The 21,499-nt window shown below is 32.7% G+C and carries 21 protein-coding genes; 9 read left to right on the top strand and 12 right to left on the bottom strand.

Annotated features, from left to right (window positions below; translation table 11 throughout):
- Positions 1–5 precede the first annotated feature (5 nt).
- The 10 genes from HN894_07700 to HN894_07745 all read right to left on the bottom strand — a co-directional run bounded on the left by HN894_07700 (position 6) and on the right by HN894_07745 (position 6,545).
- The gene (locus tag HN894_07700; GenBank protein ID MBT7143209.1) at positions 6–1,415 is read right to left on the bottom strand and encodes a TonB-dependent receptor; all 1,410 of its coding nucleotides are present in this window, start codon (positions 1,413–1,415) and stop codon (positions 6–8) included.
- A 37-nt stretch (positions 1,416–1,452) separates the two neighbouring features.
- Positions 1,453–1,926 (bottom strand): thioredoxin-dependent thiol peroxidase, encoded by a 474-nt coding sequence (bcp, locus tag HN894_07705; protein MBT7143210.1) that lies wholly within the window; start codon positions 1,924–1,926, stop codon positions 1,453–1,455.
- Between the two features lie 14 nt (positions 1,927–1,940).
- The gene (locus tag HN894_07710) at positions 1,941–2,105 is read right to left on the bottom strand and encodes a rubredoxin (protein ID MBT7143211.1); all 165 of its coding nucleotides are present in this window, start codon (positions 2,103–2,105) and stop codon (positions 1,941–1,943) included.
- Between the two features lie 58 nt (positions 2,106–2,163).
- Positions 2,164–3,117, bottom strand: coding sequence for a hypothetical protein (locus HN894_07715; GenBank protein MBT7143212.1), 954 nt, complete (start codon positions 3,115–3,117; stop codon positions 2,164–2,166).
- A 38-nt stretch (positions 3,118–3,155) separates the two neighbouring features.
- Complete coding sequence (locus HN894_07720) at positions 3,156–4,130, bottom strand: dihydroorotate dehydrogenase-like protein (protein MBT7143213.1); 975 nt, start codon at positions 4,128–4,130, stop codon at positions 3,156–3,158.
- Positions 4,131–4,171: 41 nt separating this feature from the next.
- Positions 4,172–4,675: a ferritin gene (locus HN894_07725; protein MBT7143214.1), complete on the bottom strand. Its 504-nt coding sequence runs from the start codon at positions 4,673–4,675 to the stop codon at positions 4,172–4,174.
- A 16-nt stretch (positions 4,676–4,691) separates the two neighbouring features.
- Positions 4,692–4,871, bottom strand: coding sequence for a MarR family transcriptional regulator (locus HN894_07730; protein MBT7143215.1), 180 nt, complete (start codon positions 4,869–4,871; stop codon positions 4,692–4,694).
- A 116-nt stretch (positions 4,872–4,987) separates the two neighbouring features.
- Positions 4,988–5,362, bottom strand: a complete 375-nt coding sequence (locus tag HN894_07735) for a dethiobiotin synthase (protein ID MBT7143216.1) — start codon at positions 5,360–5,362, stop codon at positions 4,988–4,990.
- Positions 5,363–5,467: 105 nt separating this feature from the next.
- Complete coding sequence (locus HN894_07740; GenBank protein ID MBT7143217.1) at positions 5,468–6,100, bottom strand: peroxiredoxin; 633 nt, start codon at positions 6,098–6,100, stop codon at positions 5,468–5,470.
- Positions 6,101–6,146: 46 nt separating this feature from the next.
- Complete coding sequence (locus HN894_07745; GenBank protein ID MBT7143218.1) at positions 6,147–6,545, bottom strand: transcriptional repressor; 399 nt, start codon at positions 6,543–6,545, stop codon at positions 6,147–6,149.
- Positions 6,546–7,298: 753 nt separating this feature from the next.
- Between HN894_07745 and nrfH the strand changes: the two genes are divergently transcribed.
- From nrfH to ccsA, 5 genes are all read left to right on the top strand, one after another.
- Complete coding sequence (gene nrfH, locus HN894_07750) at positions 7,299–7,865, top strand: cytochrome c nitrite reductase small subunit (protein MBT7143219.1); 567 nt, start codon at positions 7,299–7,301, stop codon at positions 7,863–7,865.
- A gap of 20 nt (positions 7,866–7,885) precedes the next feature.
- A complete protein-coding gene (gene nrfA / locus HN894_07755; GenBank protein MBT7143220.1) occupies positions 7,886–9,373 on the top strand; it encodes an ammonia-forming cytochrome c nitrite reductase in 1,488 nt (495 codons plus the stop codon).
- A gap of 17 nt (positions 9,374–9,390) precedes the next feature.
- Positions 9,391–10,644: an alginate export family protein gene (locus HN894_07760; protein MBT7143221.1), complete on the top strand. Its 1,254-nt coding sequence runs from the start codon at positions 9,391–9,393 to the stop codon at positions 10,642–10,644.
- Between the two features lie 122 nt (positions 10,645–10,766).
- Positions 10,767–12,050, top strand: coding sequence for a hypothetical protein (locus HN894_07765; protein MBT7143222.1), 1,284 nt, complete (start codon positions 10,767–10,769; stop codon positions 12,048–12,050).
- A gap of 53 nt (positions 12,051–12,103) precedes the next feature.
- Positions 12,104–12,904, top strand: coding sequence for a cytochrome c biogenesis protein CcsA (gene ccsA / locus HN894_07770; protein MBT7143223.1), 801 nt, complete (start codon positions 12,104–12,106; stop codon positions 12,902–12,904).
- A 105-nt stretch (positions 12,905–13,009) separates the two neighbouring features.
- On the opposite strand, the gene HN894_07775 is transcribed toward ccsA, so the two are convergent.
- Positions 13,010–13,564 (bottom strand): NAD(P)H nitroreductase, encoded by a 555-nt coding sequence (locus tag HN894_07775; protein ID MBT7143224.1) that lies wholly within the window; start codon positions 13,562–13,564, stop codon positions 13,010–13,012.
- 285 nt (positions 13,565–13,849) lie between these two features.
- On the opposite strand from HN894_07775, the gene HN894_07780 reads away from it, so the two are divergent.
- The 4 genes from HN894_07780 (at position 13,850) to HN894_07795 (ending at position 20,346) form a co-directional block, all read left to right on the top strand.
- Positions 13,850–16,813, top strand: coding sequence for a SusC/RagA family TonB-linked outer membrane protein (locus HN894_07780; protein ID MBT7143225.1), 2,964 nt, complete (start codon positions 13,850–13,852; stop codon positions 16,811–16,813).
- A gap of 21 nt (positions 16,814–16,834) precedes the next feature.
- Complete coding sequence (locus HN894_07785; GenBank protein MBT7143226.1) at positions 16,835–18,436, top strand: RagB/SusD family nutrient uptake outer membrane protein; 1,602 nt, start codon at positions 16,835–16,837, stop codon at positions 18,434–18,436.
- A 26-nt stretch (positions 18,437–18,462) separates the two neighbouring features.
- Positions 18,463–19,491, top strand: coding sequence for a hypothetical protein (locus tag HN894_07790; GenBank protein ID MBT7143227.1), 1,029 nt, complete (start codon positions 18,463–18,465; stop codon positions 19,489–19,491).
- Between the two features lie 129 nt (positions 19,492–19,620).
- On the top strand, positions 19,621–20,346 hold the full coding sequence (locus tag HN894_07795) for a hypothetical protein (protein ID MBT7143228.1): 726 nt from the start codon (positions 19,621–19,623) through the stop codon (positions 20,344–20,346).
- 391 nt (positions 20,347–20,737) lie between these two features.
- Here HN894_07795 and HN894_07800 read toward each other — a convergent pair.
- A partial coding sequence (locus tag HN894_07800; GenBank protein ID MBT7143229.1) for a T9SS type A sorting domain-containing protein occupies positions 20,738–21,499 on the bottom strand: 762 nt, incomplete at its 5' end.

Consider the following 21,499-nt stretch of genomic DNA (forward strand, 5'->3'; position numbering starts at 1 on the left):
TTTTATTATTTAGTGTTATAGTATTCAAACATTCTTCTAGATTTTATTGTTTTTGCAACAAATTGAGGAACCATTGTCTCCCATTCATTATTTCCTTCTTTTATAAGCTCAATTACTTTTCGTGGAAATATATGTAACAAACTTTTATCAAAGTTATGAATATTTATTATTTTTCCGGAGTCTATCAGATACTGATGGATATTTTTTGTATTATTGTTTAGAGTAATATTTTCTGAGCAGATTAATTCTTTTTTGTTTTCAACTTGTGTAGGATAAACATACATTTTTACATTATTCTTGAACAATCTGCCAAAACCTTGCAGAATCCCTCCACTTAGATTTGTATAATATTCACGATGAAACAGATTTTGATAAGTTGTTGAACCAATGATGATGCCGATTTGGTATATTTTATAAATATCGAAATACGAAACAAATTCGTGATGTTGTTTCATGTCAGAAATAATAACATTTATACCTAATCCATTGAGTAAATCTACACGATCTAAGAAGTCCTTTTCATCGAAATCGCCTTCCATGAGCAGATTTTCTAAGCTAATTTCGCAAAAAAGTAATGTATTTTCTTCATTGCAATTGTTTTCGGTTTTGAACAGTTCGAAGCCTTTTTTCAGCATATCGACACCAACCAGTGTAATTGGGCGAAAGCTTCCTCTAAGAACCATGATGTTTTTTTTGTAAAAAATATCTGAAGGAGGTCTTACATTGTGGTCGTTGTCGAAAACTGTAGCATTTGTCATTTTGTTTTTAACAAGCTGTACGCTAATCAACCTATTGTCTATGTAGTCAAGATCTGGACCAGTCATTCTAATCATATCAATTTCTAACTGGTCTCTAGAAAGAAAATCCATTAAAGATCGCAGAAAGCTACTGGGATATTTATTGAAATAGAAAGCTGCATAAATTAGATTAACTCCAAGAATTCCGATAGTTCTCTGTTGCAGAAGATTGTCTTTTTCGTACATTTTTACATGAAGCAAAATTTCGTTTGCTTCATAACCAGGGTGTAGTTGAAATTTTATCCCAATCCAACCATGACTTTCGTTAGTTTTCTGAAAATTTATTGCTGAAACTGTATTTGCAAAAGCAAAAAAGCATGTGTTTCCTTGTTTTATGTTTTGTAGCGAGCTTACGATTTGTTTGTACTCAATTTCGAGCATTTTTTTCAATCTTTCTTCGCTTACATATCTTTTACTATGAGTTTCGCCATAGAGATTGTTGCTTAAAGCCATGTCGTATGCAGAAATGGTTTTGGCAACTGTTCCCGAAGAACCCCCGGCAGTGAAGAATCGCCGGGCAACTTCTTGTCCTGCACCAATTTCAGCAATTGTCCCAAAAAAACGATTGTCAAGATTTATTCTTAGTGCTTTTTGTCTGGGACTATTTATTGTTTCCATCAATTGATTGTTTAGCTTGTTAGTTTCGTATTATGGCTTATTCTTCCATTAATAATATGTCTGGATATATTTGTGCAGCATGATATTTAGTTTTCACTTTATCAATAACTTCACTGATTATTCCATCCTTATTTATAATGAAAGTGGTTCGAAATACGCCTTCTTTAATTTTTCCAAACATTTTTTTCTCGCCCCAAACTCCATAACTTTTTATTATTTCTTTTTCTGTATCGGCTAATAAATCGAATGGTAAATTGTGTTTTTTGATAAACTTCTGATGAGATACTTCACTGTCAGGGCTAACACCAAGTATTTCGAAGCCCGATTTTTTTAGGGCTTCGAAATTATCTCGTAAGTCGCATGCTTCTGCTGTACAACCAGGCGTATTATCCTTTGGATAGAAATATAGTACTAAAGTTTTTCCTTTAAAATCAGCTAAGGAGATTTTTTCGCTGTTCTGATTGTTTGCAGTAAAATTTGGTGCAGTGTCTCCACTTTTTAAACTTATCATCTACTTTTACTTTTCTATTCCTCAATAAGTTCAAAATCTTCTTTGCCAACTCCACAAATTGGGCAAACCCAATCGTCTGGAATATCTTCAAAGGCTGTTCCTACGGCAATCCCACCATCGGGGTCGCCTATTGCTGGATCATAAACCCAATCACATGGGATACATACATATTTTTTCATTATATTTAATTTTAATTTATTAATACTTTATTGTTTATATAAATTTGGGATAGTTTATTTAGTTGAATTCAAAAAAAATTTGGAATGCCGAAAATGCTAATGGTATTGAAATAATGGATGCTATAAAACTTGAAATTACAAATTGGTTTGATTGTGATGTATTTCCTCCTTCTTTGTTCACCAAAATCGGAACTGCTGTAATTGGAGGTACGCAACTTATAAGAAATATTAAAAATGCAATTGAAAATGGGGGCTTTATTAATATCAATAAAAGCAAAATTATAAAAGGAAATAAGAAGTTTTTTAATGCTACAAATGTTAGAATTGGCTTTAATTTCATTTTGCCTTTTCTTTTAAAATCGACATACACATTGCCACCTATCAAAAGCAGGATTAGTGGAAGTGCTGTGTTTCCCAAAATTTTTGCTATTGAATAGAATGCCTCAGGTACATTTTGGTTTAGTCCGCTCAATCTCAAAGTAATTGCTAAAAATGTAGCTATCAGAATTGGATTTAAGAAATTTCCTAAAGTGAATTTGTCCTTTTTTGTTTTTTTCGATCTGTAGAATAGAAAATAGGTATTAAACAGAAAGGCAGGGAAAAACAATGAAAACAAGAATAGTTCAACTAAAATTTCTGAGTCGCTTCCGAATAATTTCTGAATTATTACCATTGGCACAAAAATTATGTTTGGATAAAGTAAACTCATTCCAATTTCTGCTTTGTACTCTTTTTTGGCTAATTTCATTCCCAAAAATGAAAGAACTACTGTAATAACAGTAAATGCTGCCCACCAAAGGGGTAGCATCCACCAGTTTGGAAATTTCGATGGATCGAATCTGAAAATAATATTTGTGAAAATTAAACAAGGTAAAGCAATGTCAAGAATCAATGGGGAAATTACTTCGAGTATTTTTATTGGCACAATTTTTCTGGCAATTATTGCAAAACCAATAATTCCTATTCCCAGTAAAACTACTATTGCTTCGAACACATCCCAAAAAATGGTCATTTTATTCTAAAAAAATGATTGTTTAGTCTTTCAATTTTTTATTCTATTCCGCCAAAATATTTCATATATTGAATTCTTTCGAAGGATGCTGTATTTTCTTTTCCGCTTAGTTTTCCTCTAAAATCGTCAATGCTGTTGAAATTTTTCTTTTCCATCCAAGTTGTCAAGTCGTTTAGAATTGTTGAAATATACTCTGGTCCGTATTTGTAAATAACCGAAACAATTTGGACTGCAGTAGCTCCTGCAAGCAATTGCTTAATTACTCCTTCGCCAGAATGAACGCCTGTTGAAGCAGCTAAATTGCAGTGTACTTTATCTGAAAGTAGGGCAATCCAGCGCAGCGAAATTGAAATATCTTCGGGTGTGCTAAATACTCCTGAAGAGGTGATTTTGAAGTTGTTAATATCAATATCAGGATTAAAGTAGCGATTGAAAAGAACAATACTATCAATCATTTTAGTCCAACTTAATTTTCTTACCAGATTTGAAAGTCCGGCAGAAAAGTGGCTCATTTTCAAAGACAAGGGTATAGATATTTGAGGTTTTATCTTCTCAATAATCTCAAAATATATTTGTTCGTTTTCTTTACTGGTTCTGTTTTCTTCTGAAGGAAGCATAGACACATTCAATTCTAAAGCATCTGCACCTGCACTTTCAATGTTTTTCGCAAAATTTGTCCATTCTTTTGTAGAAATGCAATTGATGCTTGCTATTATTGGAATTTCAACCTTTTTTTTTGCTTCTTCAATTAAAGTTAGATATTCAGTAAGATTATTTTCCTTAGTATAGGCACTGATATAATCGAAGGCATCTGGAAAATATGCCAGGTTTTCTTCAATATTTTTTGAAGTTTCTGACAATATTTGCTCTTCAAATAATGATTTTAAAACTATTGCTCCTGCACCATTTTCGGCAAGTTTAACAATTTTTTCAACTGAATTTGATTGCCCTGAACTACCAATTATTATAGGATTTTTCAAATTTAATCCCATATACTTTGTAGATAAATCCATTTTGTCTTTTTTAATTATGATTGTTTGAAAAAAAATAAAATTTAAGCAATTGGCACAAAAACTCGTTGCTTCATTTCTCTATCGAGCATAAAAAGACCTGCGCCTTTTCCTTCAATAAGGTTCAATTGTTCGAGAATATCAGAAACAGTTGCCTCTTCTTCTACTTGCTCGGAAATATACCATTGAAGCAAATTGACGGTCGCATGATCTTTTTCTTCCATTGAGAGATTTACAAGTTCATTTATCATTGATGTAATTTTTTGTTCGTGTTTAAAAATATCTTCAAAAACGTCTATTACATCTGTCCATTCATTTTTCGGACTTTCAATTTGTTGAAGAAGGACTCTGCCTCCTCGGTCTATTATGTATTTATACAGTTTTAGAGCATGAGCTTGTTCTTCTTCGAATTGAACTTTCATCCAATTTGAAAAGCCCGAAAGATTTTTTGTTGCTAAAAATGATGACATTGATAGGTACAAATATGCCGAAAATAATTCTGCATTAAGTTGTTTATTTAATTCTATTTCCAATTTTGTGCTTAACATGGCAAGTGTTTATTAATTATTTGTTAATATCGTAAAAACATCTTTTAGGAGAACAGATTTTGTCTTCGCTTTTCAGAGCTTTTATTGCTTTATCGATGTCCTTTTTTTCTATACCGGATAGTTCTGAAATTTCTCCAGCTTTCAATGGTTTATTTGCATTAGATATAGTTTCAAGTACTTTTTCTTTGTTATCCATTTTTTACTTTTTTTCACATTTAAAATTTAACAAAATTAGTATTTTAATAAAAGAAAGGCACAGAAATTAAAAAATAATAGTAAAATTTCTATGCCTGAAAAAAAGAACAGTAATTTTTATACTTCAACTACAACTTCTTCGCTTTGCCATAAACCATGTTTAGTACAAAATGCTTGAGCAGTCAATTTTAATTCTTTAGTAGGAACAATATAAAAATCTACTTCAAGATTGTTTGGTGCATTACCTAAAGCTCCTTCAACAAAATTTGCCTGTGCTAACATTTTTTCTCCATTCCATAGTTGAACCCATGCAATGTAGTGGTCTGTATCATCGGGGTGCATATATTCATCGCCGACTTTTATTTTTACTTTGAATTTTTCTCCAACTTTTGCACTTTTTTCACAATGAACAAATGCTGAATGTCTGTCAATATAATCTTTTTTTGCTTCTCTATCTAATGTTGAAATATCAACGTACTTATTAATTTTCATACTTCTTATTTTAATATTTATAATTTATTTAAGTTTTTTTGAATAATTGATACTTGATTTATAATTTACAATATCAAATTATAAATCAAGTATCCTAAATCTAAATTAGTGCGTGCTTAAATAATCAGCAACGCCATCTTGTGTAGCTTTCATTGCATCTTCGCCTTCTTTCCAGTTTGCTGGACAAACTTCTCCGTACTTTTCAAAATGTTGTAGTGCATCAACCATTCTCAATGCTTCACCAACACTTCTGCCAAGAGGAAGATCGTTTATTACAGAATGTTTTACTATTCCTTCTTTGTCAATCAAAAATAATCCACGATAAGCAACTGGAGCTCCGTTGAAAGTTGCTTCACCTTCGTCATTATAATCCCATTCGCCTGCTAATACGCCATAATTTTCGGCAATTGTTTTCGATAAGTCAGCAACTACAGGATATTTTACACCTTTTATTCCACCTTTGTTAAGATCGGTTTGTAGCCAAGCTAAATGTGAAAATTCAGAATCAACTGAACAACCAACAACTGCTACATCTCTTTTTTCAAATTCTTCAATTTGTTTTTGAAAGGCTACTAATTCTGTAGGACAAACAAATGTGAAATCAAGTGGGTAGAAGAAAAAGACTACATGTTTTTTCCCAAGATATTGATCCAAAGAAAATCCTTGTACTATTTCGTTACCATTTACTACTGCATTTGCCTTAAATTCAGGCGCTTTTTTACCTATTAAAGATACCATAATTTTTAATTTTTAATTTAAAGTTAATATTAAAGGTTAATTTAATTTATTTGCATTTATCGCACATACCTTTTATATATAGGTGTGTTTCATCAATTTTATATTTTTCTATGTTTTTTGTATTTATTTCGGAAAGATCTATATCAAAATCTAATATATTCCCACATTTTGTACATTTGAAATGTCCATGATCTGTAGTATCCGCATCGAATCTTAATTCGTTTTCTTCAATATTTATTAATAATATAATATTCTTTCCTGAAAAAAGTTTTAAGGTGTTATAAACTGTTGTTTTAGACAATGTTGGAATTTCATTCACAAGCTCTTTATATATCATGTCAACAGTTGGGTGATTTTTGTTTCGATATAAATATTCAAAGATTTTTATTCTTTGATAGGAAGGTTTAACTCCTTTATCCTTTAAATATTCTCCAAAATTATCCATAAATACTCTTCATTATTTAACAAGAAATTACATTATTGTAATCATTGCAAATCTATATCAATTATAAATATGAACCAAATTTATTTTAGATTTTTTTCATTTATTTTTTAATATTGTAATTGGCTGTATGCCTGGCATATAGGCTGTACTTGTTTGTTGTTTTTGTAAACGAAGGAAATAATCTAAGCTTTTTTTATGATTATTTTATTCTTAGAAAGTAAAATTTTGGTAAATATTTATAAAAATTGGATTCCAAGTTTTTTTTATTTCTATATATTTATGAAATGATAAATGATAAATGATTAAATCTTATAACTATGATAATATTGTTTAGAAAAGAATTTAAGCAATAGAAATATTATAATGTTAGAATTGAATAAGCACAAATTATACAATCATTTATCATTTAGTCATCATTTTTTTGTTGTTGTATCTTCTGTCATGAAATATGTAGTTGCAAATGAGGTAAATAATGATTTAAAAAAAATTAAAAAAAATTAACAATTATTAACAATTATAAAAAAATATGTTTTATATTTGTTGAGATTATGAATTTAAGAACTTAAATACCGAAATGTTTTATTATTTAAATACTTAGGTAATATTTAATGAACAAATTATGACAAATTGCATAAAATTTTGGTACACATTTAGATTTTTTGAATTTGAGTTCAATTGTAGTTGAGTATGACAAATTTTATATTAAAAAATATATACCTTATATAATAATAGAAATTTTATAAAGAATAGAATATGAAAAAGAACTCCAACTCCTCATCATGGCGAATAATATTTTCGATTTTATTAGGTGCAATTTTCGGAATTTTGATATTCACATTGTATATTTCAAAAGCATCATCATATCTTTCCGATGAGCCTGAGACTTGCGTAAATTGCCATATCATGGCCCCACAATATGCCACATGGAATCATAGTTCCCATCGCGAGGTTGCAAATTGCAACGATTGCCATGTGCCGCACGACAATGTTTTAAATAAATATTTTTTTAAAGCAAAAGACGGTATTAATCATGCCTATGTTTTTTCAATGAGAAACGAACCTCAAGTTATTACTATAAAGGAAGAAAGCAAAGAGGTAGTTCATCAAAATTGTATTAGATGCCATACTGAAAGATTAAATGATCCGAAATTAGCACTCATGGTTGATAATCACAAAGAGAAAATGGAGGCGAGAGTTTGTTGGGAGTGTCATCAAGAAGTCCCTCATGGAAGAGTAAAAAGCTTGGCAAGTACTCCAAATGCAAGAATCCCTTTACTGAAAAGTCCAGTGCCAAATTGGCTCAACAATATAATGAATTAATTTAACTAAAATGTATTATTATGACAAAGAAAAGAGGAACTATTAATTGGATACCATTTATCATCTCCTTGGTAGTGGTATTTATTTTAGGATTATTTGCATCGTCGATTTTGGAAAGGCGGGCAGAAGCAGTTTTTGCATATGCTCCGCAAACTAAGATTGCTGATTTCGAACCGAGAAACGAAGTTTGGGGGAAAAATTTTCCAAGGCAATACGAATCTTACTACGAAACTGCAGATACTACTTTTTATAGCAAGTATAATGGTGGTGGAATGATTGATATGTTAGAGGTTGATCCTCGCTTAGTGGTGATGTGGGCAGGATACGGTTTTGCAAAAGACTACAATCAAGGAAGAGGCCATGTTTATGCTGTGGAAGATCTTAGGAAATCATTAAGAACAGGAGGACCGACTAATAGTAGCGACGGACCAATGCCAGCAACATGTTGGACATGTAAAAGTCCTGATGTTCCAAGAGTTATGAACAGAGATGGTGTTGCAGAATTTTACTCCGGAAAATGGTCGAGAATAGGTTCGGAAATTGTTAATCCAATAGGTTGTGGTGATTGCCACGATCCTGAAACTCAGGATTTAACAATAACAAGACCTGCATTGATTGAAGGATTTGAAAAAATGGGGAAGGATATTAACAAAGCTACTCATCAGGAGATGAGGTCTTTGGTATGTGCACAATGTCACGTCGAATACTATTTCGATAAAAATAAAGTAAAAGGAAGTGCATATTTAACCTTACCTTGGGACAATGGTTTGAAATGTGAAGATGTTGAAAAATATTACGATGATTTAAATTTCAAAGATTGGACACATAAAGTAAGTAAAGCTCCAATGTTAAAAACTCAACATCCGGGATACGAGATTTATCTAACTGGTGTACATGCAGATAGAGGTGTTTCTTGTGCCGATTGTCATATGCCTTATAAAAGCGAAGGCGGTGTAAAATTCACAGATCATAAAATTCAAAGTCCATTAAATAATGTTGCTAATTCTTGTCAGGTATGCCACCGCGAAGAAACTGACAGATTATTAGAAGATGTTTATGACAGGCAAGACAAAATTATCGAGAACAGAGACAAATTGGAAGAATTGATAGTACGTGCACATGTTGAAGCAAAATTTGCCTGGGATAAAGGAGCTACAGAAGAGCAAATGAAAGATATTTTAATGGATATCAGACATGCTCAATGGAGATGGGATTATGCAGCAGCCAGCCATGGTGGATCATTTCACTCACCTGTTGAAGTTGGTCGAATTATTTCTACCGGAATTACTATCGCTCAAGAGGGCAGAATAAAATTAGCCAGATTGTTTGCCGATTTAGGATTTAACCAAGAAATTCCATATCCAGATATTACAACAAAAGCAAAAGCTCAGGAATTTATCGGACTCGACAAAGAAAAAATGGATGCTACTAAAGCAAAATTCTTGAGAGAATTAGCTCCTAAATGGGACGAATTAGCTAAAGAAAGAGAAAGTAAAATGAATATTTAAAATTAAAAAACAACAAAATGAAATTATTATTAAAAACACAAATTTTTATACTATTAGCACTTTTCAGTATTAACTCGTTCGGACAATTTTCTTTAAGTGGAGAATTCAGACCACGTACCGAATTTAGCCATGGATATAAATCATTAGCCTCTCCTGACCAGGAAGCCTCATTATTCACAGCTCAGCGAACAAGATTAAATTTTGATTATAAAAATGACCTTTATAAAGTGAAATTGACACTTCAAGACGTTCGTGCCTGGGGAAGTCAAAAGCAATTAGTATCAAACGAAGATTTTGCTACTTCTGTACACGAAGCTTGGGCTGAGGTGTTTTTTACAGAGAAAATATCTTTAAAAGCAGGTCGTCAGGAATTGGTTTACGATGATCACAGAATTTTTGGAAGTGTTGGTTGGGCAAATCAAGCACGTTCGCATGATGTTGCTTTATTGAAATTTAAATTGGACTGTGATGTTCATATTGGGTTTGCTTACAATGAGAATACAAACAGAACCAATAATTTTTATGATGGACCAGATGCCTACAAAGCAATGCAATTTTTCCACTGGAATCGTAAATTTGAAAAACTTTCAGCAAGCATTTTGTTTTTAAATAATGGAAAAGCCTTTGCCGATGAAGTAGATAGCTTAGGAAATGTTACAGCGCAAGGAGTTCAATATAGCCAAACAATTGGGGCAAGACTTGCTTATAAAGCAGGGAAATTAGGAGTAGCTGGATATTTCTACTATCAGATGGGTAAAGACGGAACAGATACAGAATTAAGTGCATACGATGCTGCTCTAGATCTTTCTTATGGAGTTAGTGATAATCTTTCTTTTAATGCAGGATTTGAACTTCTTTCCGGAGACGATGGTACAGATGATAAAAACAATTCATTTACTCCTTTCTATGGAACAAATCATAAATTTAATGGATTTATGGATTATTTCTATGTTGGACAGCCAGGTGGATTTGGTTTACAAGATATTTATCTGAAAGGAAAATATAAGCATGGAAAAATGTTCTTTGCACTTCATGCACATCTTCTTTCAACTGCAGTAGATATTAGTGAAGATTTTGATAAAGGACTTGGTACAGAAATAGACTTTTTCTGTGGATATAACCTTTCGAAACAAGCAAATATCAAACTCGGATATTCCCAAATGCTTGGAACAGAATCTATGGAAGCAATCAGAGGTGGAAGTATGGATGAAACAAGCAACTGGGCTTGGTTGATGCTTACTGTTAAACCAACATTTTTCAAATCTGAATAAATTTGAACTTGAGACAGCTTAGCTTAACAAATTATTGATTGTTAATTTTTATTCTATATTTGCGATCTGAATTTGAAAAAGACTATCATAAAGATAGGCGAACCTTGAGTTAATTGAAATTTATGGATAAAGATATAAAACAAAATAAAGTTTTATGGAAATTCCCTTGGGGCTACCCCGAGGGTTTTTTTATAGCTTTCATACTATTAATAGTTGGTTTCGGAATTGAATACTTTTCCGGAGGCAAAGGAATCGCTACACTTTCATGGAATGTGAATGCCATTATAGGAATATTGTTTATAAACGTTTTAATAACAGTAAATTATTATTTCAGAGAATCTAATATTGTCAAATTTCTATCGGGTATCCCTGCCTCTATAAGTGCTATAAGTGTATTTACTTTTGTTGTATTACTGATGGGTTTGACCCCTCAATTCGACGATCAAGTTGGTGAATTCGCAAGAAAATTAGGATTGTCGCATATTACTTCAAGTTGGCAATATTTATTGATTCAAACATATTTTCTAATTACACTTGGCTTTGTTACTCTAAAAAAAGCAATTCCGTTTGAATGGAAAAATTTTGGATTCATTCTCAATCATGCAGGAGTTTGGATAACAATCGTAACTGCATCTTTGGGTACAGGCGATTTGAAACGGCTTCATTTGAAACTTGATGAAACACAAGCCGTTTGGCATGCTTTCGATGGAGAAAATAATAGTTATAAGCTACCATTTGCTATGAAATTGTTGGATTTTAATATTGAAGAATATAATCCAAAAATTGCCTTGGTTGATAATTATTTAGGCTCAATTGTAGTTGATGATAGAGTTAGTGCATTTACAATAGAAAAAGGTATTACCCAAAAACTGTTAGATTTTGAAATTAGCATAGAAGAATATTTACCACTATCTGCGACTTTAGGTCAAGAATTCAGAATTTTTACGGAAAAAGGAGCAGCACCTTCTTCCTTTATTAAAGTGAAAAATATTGTTTCCAATGATACAATATCAGGTTGGATTTCATGCGGAAATTTTGCGATAAAAAGGCGTTCCTTAAAAATCAGCGATAAATATTCTTTATATATGTTATCTCCTGTAGCAAAAAAATATAGTTCAGAAATTGCTCTATATTATCATGAGTTTTCGGAAACAGATACTACAAACATTAGCGATACAATTTTAATAGAAGTCAATAAACCATTCAAATTTGGTGGTTGGAAAATGTATCAGCAAAGCTATGATGAATATCTTGGAAGATGGTCGGAAACAAGTGTAATTGAGATTGTTAGAGACCCATGGTTGCCTTTGGTATATTTTGGCATTTTTCTTATGATTGCCGGTGCAATTTATATTTTCTGGACTGGGCAAAAAATTTCACTCAAAGAAGATAAAAATGAAAGTTGAGATTAAAAAACAACTTTCAACTTTTAGAACTTTCAACTTTTAACTAATTAAAAATGGTTTGGATAAATTTTCCCGTATATGCTACAATTACAATTGTCCTCTGGGCAATTAGTATTATATTTTACACACTCTCAGCTAAAATAAAAATATTGCATGTATTTGCTAATATTTTTGTTTTACTCGGGATAGCTGTCTTCATAACTTTCGTAACAATTTTGTGGATGAAACTTGAGCGGCCACCTTTTAGGACATTAGGCGAAACAAGACTTTGGTATGCCTTATTTTTACCCGTAATCGGAATTGTAACTTACATTCGTTGGAAATACAAATGGTTCATAAGTTATAGTCTTGGAATGGCAATTTTGTTTTTGATTTTGAATATTGCACACCCCGAAAATTATGATAAAGCTCTGATGCCTGCACTGCAAAGTCCATGGTTTGTGCCACATGTAGTGGTGTATATTTTCGCTTATGCACTTCTTGCTGCATCTTCTTTAGTTGCACTGAAAGGCTTGTATTTATTATATTTCAAAGAATTTCAGACTTCGCTATTGAAACTTGCTGACAATCTGGTTTATATTGGTTTTGCATTTCTTACTCTCGGATTGATATTCGGAGCATTGTGGGCAAAAGAAGCCTGGGGACATTATTGGACTTGGGATCCTAAAGAAACATGGGCTTTCCTAACCTGGATGGGATACATGATTTATATGCACTATAGATATCATCGTCCCGCAAATATCAACGGACCATTGTGGACATTAACTTTGGCTTTTGTAATTTTATTGATTGCCTGGTTTGGAGTTAACTATTTACCATCGGCACAGTCGAGTGTGCATGTTTATAGTTCATAAAAGTTGAAAGTTAATGAAGTATAAAGTTTGTGAAGTTAGCTATTATCCTCTAACTTAATAAACATTCTACTTTCTATTTTCCATTTTCTAATTTCAAACCTCCAACTAATAACTATTGTAGCTAACAATTTCATCAAAATCTTTTCGGATTTTATTTCTAATATCTTCAGTTTTTTTATAACCAACTGTAATTATCAATTCTGCTCGTTTCCTTTCGGGGATATTAAGTAGCTTCTTCACCTTTTTTTCGTTGAACCATCCTAAAATGCAAGTTCCGAGTCCTTCAGAAACTGCTTGCAAGCAAAAGTGTTCAGTAGCAATTCCTATATCAATCAAAGTATAAGGCTTTTTCTTTACAATTGTTCCGAATTTTGAAGTGAAATTTGCACCTTCTCGTACTACCACAACCAAAACCGGGGCTTGAATTGTAAAATGATTTAATGGCAAAATCTTATCGGAAGTAGCTTTTGCAACTTCATTTTTCAGTTCGGGATTGTCAACTACAATAAATTTCCAAGGTTGAGAATTACAAGCAGAAGGAGCCAATCTTGCAGCTTCAAGGCATCGCTTAATTTTCTCTACCTCAACTGCTTTGTCTATATATCCTCTATCGCTCTGGCGAATTGATGCTAATTCTAAAAAATTAATTTGTTTCGTCATGTTTTATTAAATATTTGGATACAAAAGTAGTTTTATACTTTTAAAATTAGATATTCTGAAAAACAGATTCAGTTAATATTTTTAAGACTTATTAAAACAAAACAATTTTGCAGTTGCAATAAATTTGCAAACATGCTGAAAAACAGGAAAATAGCTATGTCTGCAATGACAAGTTTTCTTACTTTTGATTTTTTTATATAGTCGCTACTGTACAATATTTTTATACTTTTGTACTCTAATTTATTAATTTGAGAAAAATAATTAATGTTAACTAATACTTATTAAATGAAACAAATTTACATTTTTAGAAAGATGTTGTTGTTCGTTTGTCTGATTTTGATGGGACAAATTGTGTTTGGCCAGGCAAGAACGGTTAGTGGAGTTGTAACAGATGCCGATGATGGTACTACATTGCCGGGCGTAACAATTTCCATAAAAGGGACAACTCAGGGAACTATTACTGATATTGATGGAAATTATCAGATAAAAGTCGATAAGGCTGAAACTCTTGTTTTTTCATATGTTGGTTATTCAACACAAGAAATTGCTGCTGCGAAAGATGTTATAAACGTATCTCTTGAAGCAGAATCGAAAGGAATTAATGAAATAGTAGTGATTGGTTATGGTGTGCAAAGGAAAAAAGATGCAACCGGTGCTGTTACAGCAATCGGCTACGAAGATTTTAATAAGGGAGCAGTTACAGCACCAACGGATCTTCTTGTAGGAAGAGTTGCCGGTGTACAAATTACAACAGGTGGCGGTGCTCCCGGAAGCGAGGCACAAATTCGTATTCGTGGAGGTTCGTCCTTATCTGCCAGCAACGACCCTTTAATTGTGATTGATGGAGTTCCAATTGACAACGAATCAGTTTCAGGAATGAGAAATCCATTAAATATTGTTCATCCGAGCGATATTGAAACTTTCACCGTTTTAAAAGACGCATCTGCAACTGCTATTTATGGTTCTCGTGCATCAAATGGTGTGATTATTATTACAACAAAAAAAGGAAGATTTGGCTCTCCTTTGAAAATTAACTATTCAGGAAAAGTTTCGTTTTACACTGTTCCAAACAGAATTGATGTTTTGTCGGGAGATGAATTTAGAACATTGATTAATGAAGAAGAAGCAAATAATCCAAATGCTTTAGCCTTGTTAGGTACAGCAAATACTGACTGGCAGAAAGAAATAATTAGTCCTTCCGTTGGCTTCGACCATAATATAAGTGCATCAGGAGCTATTCAAAATACACCCTATAGAGTTTCAGTAGGATATTCTGATGAAAGCGGTATCCTTGAAACTTCAAAATTAGAAAGAATCACAGGTTCTATTGGAATAAATCCAAAGTTTTTAAACAACCACTTGTCCATTAATGCAAATGCAAAAGGGATGAATATTCAGAACCAATTTCCTGATATGGGAGCAGTTGGTTCAGCTTTAGCTTTCGACCCAAGCCAAGCAACAACAAATGACAGCCCATTTGGAGGATACACAACATGGTTGAATGCTGAAGGAAATCCTATTGACATTGCTGTTAAAAATCCTATTGCTATGATTCAAATGCGTGAAGATTTGGCTACTGTTAATCGTTTTATTGGTAATGCTCAAGCCGATTATAAATTTCATTTTTTGCCTGATTTGCGTGCCAATCTTAACATTGGATATGACCATTCGAAAAGCGAAGGTTCAATCTATGTTCCACAAAATGCACCTATGAATTATAATGCTTTAAGAGGTGGTGGTGTTGATAGAGTTTACGAGCAGGAAAAGAAAAACGAACTACTTGATTTTTATTTCAATTATAAAAAAGAAATTAAATCAATCAAAAGTAAAGTTGATGTAATGGCAGGATATTCCTGGCAACATTTCTGGAGAAAAGGCTCTGCATTTCAAACAAATATACCTCTTGAACCATCATTGTTAGATACAAGTGAAAATACAGATTATGCAACAGAGAGTTATCTCGTTTCATTTTTCACCAGAGTAAATTACACTTTTTTAGATCAGTTTTTATTGACTTATACTTTACGTAGAGATGGTTCCTCTCGTTTTTCGCCTGACACTCGATGGGGGCTGTTTTCATCATATGCTTTTGCATGGAAAATCAAAAACGGACTATTGAAAGATGTTGAGGCAGTTTCTGACTTAAAACTGCGCGTAGGATACGGAACAACCGGACAGCAAAATATTGGACAGGGAGATTATCCTTATCTTCCAACATATACCTATAGCGAACCCACAGCACAATATCAGTTCGGAAATAATTTCTATACTGTTCTTAGACCAAACGGTTATGATTTATTTTTAAAATGGGAAGAAACAACCACTTTTAATATTGGATTAGATTTTGGTATTCTAAAAGATAGAATCATAGGTTCTGTCGATATTTATCAGAGAGAAACTATAGATTTATTAAATGAAATTGATGTAACTGTTGGTACAAACCTCACTAATAGAGTTTTAACAAATGTAGGAAATCTTGAAAACAAAGGAATTGAATTAGTGCTTTTAGGTCGCCCTATTGTAAAAGAAAATATGTTTTGGGAACTTGGTTTCAATTTAACATATAATGAAAACAAAATTACAAAACTTACTGCTCGCGATGATCCAAATTATCCAGGAGTCGAAACTGGCGGAATTTCAGGTATAGGAACTAACATTCAGATACATTCTGTAGATTATTCTTCTAATTCATTCTACGTTTATCATCAGGTTTACGATATTGATGGGAATCCAATTGAAGGAGCTTATGTTGATATTAACGCCGATGGTCAAATTACCGATGCCGACAAATATCATTTCCAAAAACCGGCTCCTGACTTTTTCATGGGTTTCAGTTCTATGTTTGAATATAATAATTTCAGTTTTGCATTTTCCGGACGTATAAATCTCGGTAATTACGTATATAATAATGTTCTAAGCGGTAGCACATACAGCGGACTTTATCATCCTTCAGGCTATTTGAACAATATTACTTCAGATGCTGCAAATCTTGGTTTTCAGAACAGACAATCTTATTCTGACTATTTTGTAACAAATGCATCATTCATGAGAATGGACAATATTACTTTAGGATATGATTTTGAAAAGGTATTTAAAGGTAAAGGTTCATTCAAATTAAGTGCTACAGTCCAAAATGCTTTTGTGATAACTAACTATGAAGGATTAGATCCTGAGGTGCAAAACGGAATTGATAATAACATCTTCCCTCGCCCCAGAACTTATGTATTAGGTGTTAACATTAGTTTTTAATAATTTATAAAATTTGATATTATGAAATATATAAAAATATTATTTTCAGTTGTAATCATGTCAATATTTGTTTTTACAGCTTGTGTTAAAGATTTAGATACAATACCTATTGATAAAGATGATTTTAGCTCTGCTACTGTTTATAAAGATTCGGAATCGTATGTACATGTATTGGCAAAAATCTATGGAGGATTTGTTCTTACAGGACAACAAGGACCAGCAGGAAATGCTGATTTAAGAGGAGTTGACGAAGGTTTTTCAGAGTATTTTAGAAACTATTGGTACATTCAGGAATTTTCTACCGATGAAGCCATAAGTGGTTGGGAAAACGATGAAGGATTGTTCGATATTAATTTCCAAACATGGGATGCTACAAATCCTTTTGTTCAAGGAATTTATACAAGAATATTTTATGAAATAGTTTTAATAAACGAATTCCTAAGAGAAACCACCGATGCAAAACTCGAAGAAAGAGGACATGGCGATCTTAAAGAAGTAATTAAAACATACAGAGCCGAAGCACGATTTATTAGAGCTATGAGCTATTGGCATGCTTTAGATTTATTTGCTAATGTTCCTTTTGTTACCGAGGATGACGGCATAGGCTCATTTTTTCCGGTTCAAACAAATTCTACAGACTTATTTAATTTTGTTGAATCAGAATTAATTGAAATTTTACCAAATCTCGTCGATGCCCGACAAAATGAATATACCAGAGCCGATAAAGCTGCCGCATGGATGGTACTTGCAAAATTGTATTTAAATGCAGAAGTTTATATCAGCCATCCGAAATATTCTGAATGTTTGACTTATTGCAACAAAATAATTGAGGCAGGCTATAGTATTGAAGAAAGATATCAAGACCTTTTTTGTATAAATAATGAAGGATCTGATGAAGCAATTTTCCTAATTGCATTTGATGGAGAGAGAACTCAATCGTGGGGCGGAATGACATTTCTGATAAACGGGAGTATTGGTGGCTCAATGAACCCTTCAGAATATGGTGTTGAAGGAAGCTGGGCTGGTTCAAGAGCAACCAAAGCTTTATTCGATAAATTCGATGTAAATGATGGCAGAGGTTTATTCTATACAACAGGCCAAACTCTTGAAATTGACAATGTTGTTGAATTTACACAAGGAGTTGCTGTAACAAAATATCGTAATTTGAAATATGTGTACGATAATGATGGAAATGTGATAGAAACAATTCCTGGTTCAAATTCTACACATCCCGATGCCGATTTTCCCATGTTTCGTTTAGGCGATGTTTACCTGATGTATGCTGAAATTGTGGCTCGCGGTGCCGGTGGCGATGCAAGCACAGCTGCTGGATATGTCAATCAACTTAGAGAAAGAGCTTTCGGAAATTCAGATGAAAATATTACTGCTGCCGATTTAACCGAAGAATTCATTCTTGACGAAAGAGCAAGAGAATTGTTCTGGGAAGCTCAACGTAGAACTGACTTAATAAGATTTGGCAAATATTCCGGTGGCGGTTATTTATGGCCCTGGAAAGGAAACGTAAAAGATGGGACAGCAACAGATGCAAAGTATAATTTATTACCAATCCCTGCTACTGATATTGCTTCAAATCCTAATCTTATTCAAAATTCAGGTTATTAGAATTTATAAATAAAAAAATTAATGTTATGAGAAAAATAATTTCAATAAGTATAATTTTAGTTGGATTTGTTTTATTGTTTTCTTGCGAAGACGATAAAGAAATTACAATTTTTGATCCCATAAATGCTACTGCACCGCAGTTAATTACACCAACAGTGGATAGTAGTTATGTTCTTGATCAAGCTTTTTCTGAAGACACTATATTCTTTTTTGAATGGACAGAAGTAAATTTTGGTTTTGAATCGCCTGCAACATATTTGATTCAAATGGATGTTGCCGGAAACAATTTTGCAAATGCAGTTGACGTATTAACAAGTTTCGAATTAAGTGCAAGCGTAACAGTTGGAGCTATGAATGCTCTTTTAGCTCAATTTGATTTATTAATTGGAGATATTAATTCCATAGAATTTAGAGTTCGGGCTCTTTTTTCAGATACTGAAGGGATAAATTCTGATCCGATAGCAGTTGATATTACCCCTTATAAACCATTTTCAGTAAACTTATATATTGCAACATCAATAGACGATATTAACGATGATACACCAATAATTGTAACTGAAGCTCTCGATGGTATTTATTTAGGTTATGCGCATTTTGATGCAGGAACCGAAGTATTTATTATAGACCAAATCTACGATGAATTATTTGGAGACGATGGTGCTGGAGCAATTGTTCTAAATGGTGCAGCAATCGTTATAGCCGATACCGGTATTTATCGTATTTCTCTAAACTTGAACGACAATTCTTACGAATTTCTACATCAGGCTTGGGGTTTAATAGGCTCGGCAACGCCAGATGGCTGGAACTCTGATCAGGATATGGCATACGACCCGACAACAAATCTTATTACAATAACAATTGATTTGGTTGCAGGAGATTTTAAATTCAGACCGAACGATGAATGGGAACCCTATAATTATGGAGACGATGGAACAGATGGCACTATGGAAGATCACGGTGCCGACATTCCTTTATCCGGTGGAGACGGAAATTACACAATATCAATGGATTTATTCGATCCGCCGGTTTTCACATATAGTGTTGTGAAAAACTAATTTTTAGAAGTCCCCTTTATCTTGAAAAAAAAGAAAAAGCGTAGTTTAAATTCTACGCTTTTTTTGTTTTCAAACTTCCGATTTGTTTTGTTATACTTCTAACCTATTTTTACTGCTAAAATTTTGCATATGAAATTTGCCTCAATTATTTTTACTCTTTTTATAAGTCTGCAAGCATTTGCACAAAAAGAAAAGATTCAAAAACATATTCTTGCAAATCCAATTGAGAATAAGGCTGAATTTGATTCTCTGTTTCAAATTACTGAAATTGATAGATTTGCAAGAAGTGAAGCTGAAAAAAGTGTTATTCTTGAAAACGGATATGCAAAATGGCAAATCAAGAACCGCAACCATTGGAAAGCAAATGTAGCAAACCGGCAAGTCAGACAAATTGATATTGTTTTCACAAAATATCCAAAACATAAAAAGGACTGGATAACAAACTATTATGAGTTGTTAGCCAATCGTTTATTAGAATTATTTAGCATTGATTCTGCTTTAAACGACAAACAAATAAAATGGAATCTGGTTTTGCAAACAGCTTGCCAGACAGCATCGAAAGCAAAAAATATGTTTCATGGAATAGTTGTTTTTTACGATTTGACTGAAATTGAAAAGGAAGCTGAACCAAAAAGAAAAATATCAAGTTCTCAGATTTATAAAAAACCGCTTGAAGATACAATCAGCAATGCAGAGTTTTTGCGACAATACGAAATTGAATTTAAAAAGCAAATTGAGGAAGATGAGAATTTCAGAAAATCTAAATTAAAAAAGAAAAATAAGGAACGAAAAATAGAGTCAAAATGTCCTGATTTTAAACAAAGAAGGAGAATTTTTAGATGGAGGAAAAAATAGGATAACAGGGATTTATTTCGATAGAATGTAAAGGGGGCTTCTAACCTGAATAATTCATAAATATTTCTACTACAAGCCCAAACTGCACATCATCTTTGACCGTCCTCAATTTTTATTCCATCAAAATAGCTCGCTATTACTCAAAAATAAAAATCTGTGGTAGTTCAAATCTGACACTCATTTTGAACTTTCGAGACGAAAATTTATGAATTATTCAGGCTAAAAATATCAAATTTCAAGGCGTAAGAAATTTCAAAACCGCAGTTTACTATTGTAAATGAGAATTTTGAAATTTTGAAACAACGAAGAAATTTGCATTTATAGAAGTCCCCTAAAAAAAAGGAGTAACACAATTAGTATTACTCCTTTTTTATAAGATTTGAATTATCTATTATTTAGAAAATGTTACAGGTCTGACTATTATACCATCGTTTTGAGTATTTATCCTCACAAAATAAACTCCAGTAGGATATTTCGAAACGTCTAATTCTATGTTTTTCGATTTATTTATTTCGGTATAGATTAGTTTTCCAATCGAATTGTAAATGTCAATTTTTTCAATTTCAGCAATTTCTGAATTTATGAATAGCTTTTCTTTCACTGGATTTGGGAAAATAGAAATTGAGTTTTCAATTGAGTTTTCTCCAATTGAGTTTGGTCCAACTTTCAGATAGGCTTCGTCGTAGGCAGAGCAGCCAAATTCGTTAGTTACAATTACTGAATATAATCCTTCATCTGAGATTTCGATAGATTGAGTGGTTTCGCCATTCGACCATAAATATGAGCTGTATCCGCTACCGGCATCGAAAATTCCGGTTTTCCCGAACTCAACTTCTAAAGTATCGAAACCAAGTTCAACTGTTGGTACAGGATCAACACTTACAATTATATTTCCAATAGCATCGCCGCAAATTGGGTCAGAAGCTGTAACTGAATACATTCCTGCTTCGGTAACTTCAATTGCTTGAATCGTTTCAGATGTTGACCAAATATAAGTCAGTCCGGGAACTCCAACATCTAAAAGAAGTGTGCTTCCATCGCAAATGCTGGTGTCTGCACCCAATTCTATGCTTGTAGATAAAACATAAACCATAGCCGAATCAGTATCAATTGCTCCACAATGATTTTCAATTGTAACAGCATAAAGTCCTGC

This window comes from Bacteroidota bacterium (assembly GCA_018692315.1).
GTDB lineage: Bacteria > Bacteroidota > Bacteroidia > Bacteroidales > JABHKC01 > JABHKC01.

Excerpts from the sequence above, each read along its gene's own strand:
- nrfA (MBT7143220.1), top strand. The coding sequence starts at position 7,886 with ATGACAAAGAAAAGAGGAACTATTAATTGGATACCATTTATCATCTCC.
- HN894_07795 (MBT7143228.1), top strand. The coding sequence starts at position 19,621 with ATGAAATTTGCCTCAATTATTTTTACTCTTTTTATAAGTCTGCAAGCA.
- HN894_07745 (MBT7143218.1), bottom strand. The coding sequence starts at position 6,545 with ATGGATAATTTTGGAGAATATTTAAAGGATAAAGGAGTTAAACCTTCC.
- ccsA (MBT7143223.1), top strand. The coding sequence starts at position 12,104 with ATGGTTTGGATAAATTTTCCCGTATATGCTACAATTACAATTGTCCTC.
- HN894_07720 (MBT7143213.1), bottom strand. The coding sequence starts at position 4,130 with ATGGATTTATCTACAAAGTATATGGGATTAAATTTGAAAAATCCTATA.
- bcp (MBT7143210.1), bottom strand. The coding sequence starts at position 1,926 with ATGATAAGTTTAAAAAGTGGAGACACTGCACCAAATTTTACTGCAAAC.
- HN894_07735 (MBT7143216.1), bottom strand. The coding sequence starts at position 5,362 with ATGAAAATTAATAAGTACGTTGATATTTCAACATTAGATAGAGAAGCA.
- HN894_07710 (MBT7143211.1), bottom strand. The coding sequence starts at position 2,105 with ATGAAAAAATATGTATGTATCCCATGTGATTGGGTTTATGATCCAGCA.
- HN894_07715 (MBT7143212.1), bottom strand. The coding sequence starts at position 3,117 with ATGACCATTTTTTGGGATGTGTTCGAAGCAATAGTAGTTTTACTGGGA.
- HN894_07700 (MBT7143209.1), bottom strand. The coding sequence starts at position 1,415 with ATGGAAACAATAAATAGTCCCAGACAAAAAGCACTAAGAATAAATCTT.
- HN894_07760 (MBT7143221.1), top strand. The coding sequence starts at position 9,391 with ATGAAATTATTATTAAAAACACAAATTTTTATACTATTAGCACTTTTC.
- HN894_07730 (MBT7143215.1), bottom strand. The coding sequence starts at position 4,871 with ATGGATAACAAAGAAAAAGTACTTGAAACTATATCTAATGCAAATAAA.
- HN894_07780 (MBT7143225.1), top strand. The coding sequence starts at position 13,850 with ATGAAACAAATTTACATTTTTAGAAAGATGTTGTTGTTCGTTTGTCTG.
- HN894_07740 (MBT7143217.1), bottom strand. The coding sequence starts at position 6,100 with ATGGTATCTTTAATAGGTAAAAAAGCGCCTGAATTTAAGGCAAATGCA.
- HN894_07765 (MBT7143222.1), top strand. The coding sequence starts at position 10,767 with ATGGATAAAGATATAAAACAAAATAAAGTTTTATGGAAATTCCCTTGG.
- HN894_07790 (MBT7143227.1), top strand. The coding sequence starts at position 18,463 with ATGAGAAAAATAATTTCAATAAGTATAATTTTAGTTGGATTTGTTTTA.
- HN894_07775 (MBT7143224.1), bottom strand. The coding sequence starts at position 13,564 with ATGACGAAACAAATTAATTTTTTAGAATTAGCATCAATTCGCCAGAGC.
- nrfH (MBT7143219.1), top strand. The coding sequence starts at position 7,299 with ATGAAAAAGAACTCCAACTCCTCATCATGGCGAATAATATTTTCGATT.
- HN894_07725 (MBT7143214.1), bottom strand. The coding sequence starts at position 4,675 with ATGTTAAGCACAAAATTGGAAATAGAATTAAATAAACAACTTAATGCA.
- HN894_07785 (MBT7143226.1), top strand. The coding sequence starts at position 16,835 with ATGAAATATATAAAAATATTATTTTCAGTTGTAATCATGTCAATATTT.